This window comes from Oleiphilus sp. HI0125 (assembly GCF_001635355.1).
The window spans coordinates 1-3,489 of record NZ_LWGF01000706.1 but is presented as its reverse complement, the minus strand read 5'-3'; the positions used below and the strand labels follow the sequence as shown (position 1 = coordinate 3,489).

Sequence of the window (3,489 nt, the reverse complement as noted above, 5' to 3'; positions counted from 1 at the left end):
TCCGCTAGTGATAACAAACCTGAAACATCCTGTATCAAGTGATTGTTACGGTACTGTGACAAATTAGAGCTTGCATACTAATTTTCTTTATTATTCTTTTTTGTTTGCCCATTAATTGTGCGATCTTAGCGCTTCCCACCCATAATTCAGCCACATTATGGTGCGTATATTTTTTGCTTATGCGTACAGCTAGCTGCGTTAGCTTGTTAAATTATTGTTTTATATATGTTTTTTAAAATGGGCGTGACCCTTGCTGAGTCAGCGATAGGAATATTGCGATTTAGCAGTCCTAAAAAAACCTAAAACAAATAAGGAAAGGGGAAGTTAACGATGAAAAACTTCAAGTCAAAACTAGCAGGCGTTGCAGCAGCAGTGTCGCTTTCTATGGGTGCGTCAGTTTCACTGGCCGCTGACACGATCAAAGTAGGTGTTCTTCACTCTTTGTCAGGGACGATGGCAATCTCAGAGACAACGTTGAAAGACACGGTGTTGATGATGGTTGAAGAGCAAAACAAAAAAGGTGGTGTTCTAGGTAAGCAGCTTGAAGCAGTAGTTGTTGACCCAGCATCTAACTGGCCATTGTTTGCTGAGAAAGCACGCGAGTTGATCGAAAAAGACAAAGTATCAGCTGTATTTGGTTGCTGGACTTCCGTATCGCGTAAATCAGTTCTACCTGTATTTGAAGAGTTGAACAGCATCTTGTTCTACCCAGTACAGTACGAGGGTGAAGAGTCTTCTAAAAACGTATTCTACACAGGTGCGGCGCCAAACACTCAGGCAATCCCTGCAGTTGATTACCTAGCAGAACAAGGTGTTGAGCGTTGGGTTCTTGCGGGTACTGACTACGTTTACCCACGTACTACTAACAAAATCCTTGAGGCATACTTGAAGGATGCGGGCGTTGCAGCTGAAGATATCATGATCAACTACACGCCTTTCGGTCACTCAGACTGGCAGAGCATCGTTGCTGACATCAAAAAGTTTGGTGCAGAAGGTAAGAAAACTGCTGTAGTTTCTACTATCAACGGTGATGCAAACGTTCCTTTCTACAAAGAATTGGGTAACCAAGGTATTTCTGCAGAAGATATCCCAGTTGTTGCATTCTCTGTAGGCGAAGAAGAGCTTGCAGGTCTTGATACGGCTCCACTAGTAGGTCACCTAGCAGCATGGAACTACTTCATGAGTGTTGAGTCTGATGCTAACGACGCGTTCATCGAAAACTGGCATGCGTTTATCGGCGACGAAGATCGTGTGACAAATGACCCAATGGAAGCAACTTACATTGGTTTCAAAATGTGGGTTGAAGCAGTTGAGAAGGCAGGTACTACTGACCCAACTGCAGTTCAAGATGCAATCATTGGTGTATCTGTTCCTAACTTAAGTGGTGGTCTATCAACTATGATGCCTAACCACCACATCACTAAGCCTGTTCTAATTGGTGAGATCCAAGACGACGGTCAGTTTGAGATTGTTTCTTCAACTAACGGTCTTGTTCAAGGTGATGCTTGGTCTGACTACCTGCCTGGTTCTAAAGACGTTATCTCTGACTGGAGAGCTCCACTAGCATGTGGTAACTACAACGTTAAGACTGGTAAGTGTTCTGGTCAAAACTTCTAAGATAGAAGTTTCTGTAAAGCAGTAATTGAGAGGGCTAATCATAGCCCTCTCTTTCCAACCATATAAAAACTATAACAATACAATTTCATCTCCAAGGAATTACCATGGCGAGCCTGAGAAATTGCTTAGGGCGGTCTTTTGTCGCCTTAATATTACTATTCATGTCCCACGCATTGAGTGCGAGTCAACAGTCTTATGATGATGGTGTTGAAGCATTAACGAGTGCAAAACTTAAAAAAGTGGCTGTTGGCGTCCAGCTATTAATCGATTCAAAACACGCCGACTCTCAATCTATTTTGTCAGCCTTATTGGACGGCAAGCTATTTCGACATAAGAAAGAAAAAACCTTAGTTCAAGTAATCGATGAAACCGACGAAGGTAGAACGGTTGTCTTTTTGTCTGATCCGAGTCGTACTGAGTTAATAACGAAAAAAAGAGCGATTAAACGTGTACCTCTTAACAATAATCTTCGACGCGATATTAGAGGTTTTTTAGCCGCACAAAATATTCAAAATGAAGATTCTAGTGTTCGTAGTGCTGCTATTCAGTCTTTATTAAAAGGCGCTGATCAAAATTCACTTCGCGTAATGCAAGAGCAGAGAAAAGTCGAACAAGACAAAGATGTATTGTTTTTACTCGATACGGCGATCGCTCTAGATACGCTTGAAAAAGGTAACACGGAACAAAAACTTCAAGCCATTACAGTTCTTGAAGAAAGTTTAGAGCCAGATGTGCGCAACGCCTTGCAGGTGTATGCAGATAAAAACGAAGACCCAGTTTCGGCGGCCGCATCTAAAGCCTTAGACAAAATTGCCGAAAAAGCGGATTTCTACTCAGTTCTTGAGACCATCTTCTTCGGGTTAAGTCTAGGTTCTGTATTAGTTCTCGCGGCCATTGGATTAGCGATCACCTTCGGTGTGATGGGCTGTATCAACATGGCGCACGGTGAGTTGATCATGATTGGTGCGTATACAACGTATGTTATCCAGTTATTGATGCCAAACTCTATTGGTGCTTCGATCATTGTGGCAATCCCCGCTGCATTCGTGGTCTCAGGCCTTGTTGGTATTGCCATTGAGCGCGGAGTTATCCAATTCTTGAAAGGAAGGCCATTGGAAACGCTGTTGGCGACGTTCGGTATAAGCTTGGTGCTTCAACAAGCGGTTCGTACTATTTTCTCTCCACTGAATCGTAGTGTTGAAACTCCTGAGTGGATGTCTGGGTCGATCGATATCAATCCTATCTTTTCTATTACTTTAAATCGTCTTTATATCATTCTGTTCTGTTTGGCTGTGTTTGCCTTATTGTTCTTTATTTTAAAGAAAACCGTTTTGGGCCTTCAGGTACGAGCGGTATCGCAAAACCGAGATATGGCGCGCGCTATGGGTGTTAGGTCTGAGTGGGTGGATGCACTTACATTCGGATTAGGCTCTGGTGTTGCGGGAGTCGCGGGTGTTGCACTTAGTCAGCTGACTAATGTTGGCCCCAACCTCGGGCAGTCTTACATTATTGACTCGTTTATGGTCGTAGTATTCGGTGGGGTTGGTAATTTATGGGGAACGCTCGTCGCAGGAATGTCCTTAGGCGTTGCCAATAAGTTGCTTGAACCGATGTCTGGCGCGGTACTTGCGAAGATACTCGTGTTGATATTTATCATCCTGTTTATACAGAAAAAACCACGCGGTTTGTTCCCGCAAAAAGGACGAGCAGCGGAGGCTTAACATGATCAGTTCTATTCAAACAGATAATAATGTCGTCTTTGATAAAGCGACAAAAATCTTTCTTGGAGTGCTTGCAGCGCTGACCTTCTTGGTTGTTATCTGTAACACCATGTTTGAGGCAGGCAGCGCACTGCATATTCCAACGTATACC

Annotated in this window: 2 protein-coding genes; both read left to right on the top strand. The window is 43.3% G+C overall.

Annotated elements, in window-relative coordinates:
• The first annotated feature begins 330 nt into the window (after positions 1-330).
• The gene (urtA, locus tag A3762_RS10280) at positions 331-1,617 is read left to right on the top strand and encodes an urea ABC transporter substrate-binding protein (protein ID WP_068755302.1); all 1,287 of its coding nucleotides are present in this window, start codon (positions 331-333) and stop codon (positions 1,615-1,617) included.
• A 104-nt stretch (positions 1,618-1,721) separates the two neighbouring features.
• Entirely contained in the window at positions 1,722-3,338 is a 1,617-nt protein-coding gene (gene urtB / locus A3762_RS10275; RefSeq protein ID WP_068755300.1) for an urea ABC transporter permease subunit UrtB, read from the top strand.
• Positions 3,339-3,489 lie beyond the last annotated feature (151 nt).

What these genes read in the sequence shown, in the direction of transcription:
- urtB (WP_068755300.1), top strand. Translation starts at nt 1,722, where the DNA reads ATGGCGAGCCTGAGAAATTGCTTAGGGCGGTCTTTTGTCGCCTTAATA.
- urtA (WP_068755302.1), top strand. Translation starts at nt 331, where the DNA reads ATGAAAAACTTCAAGTCAAAACTAGCAGGCGTTGCAGCAGCAGTGTCG.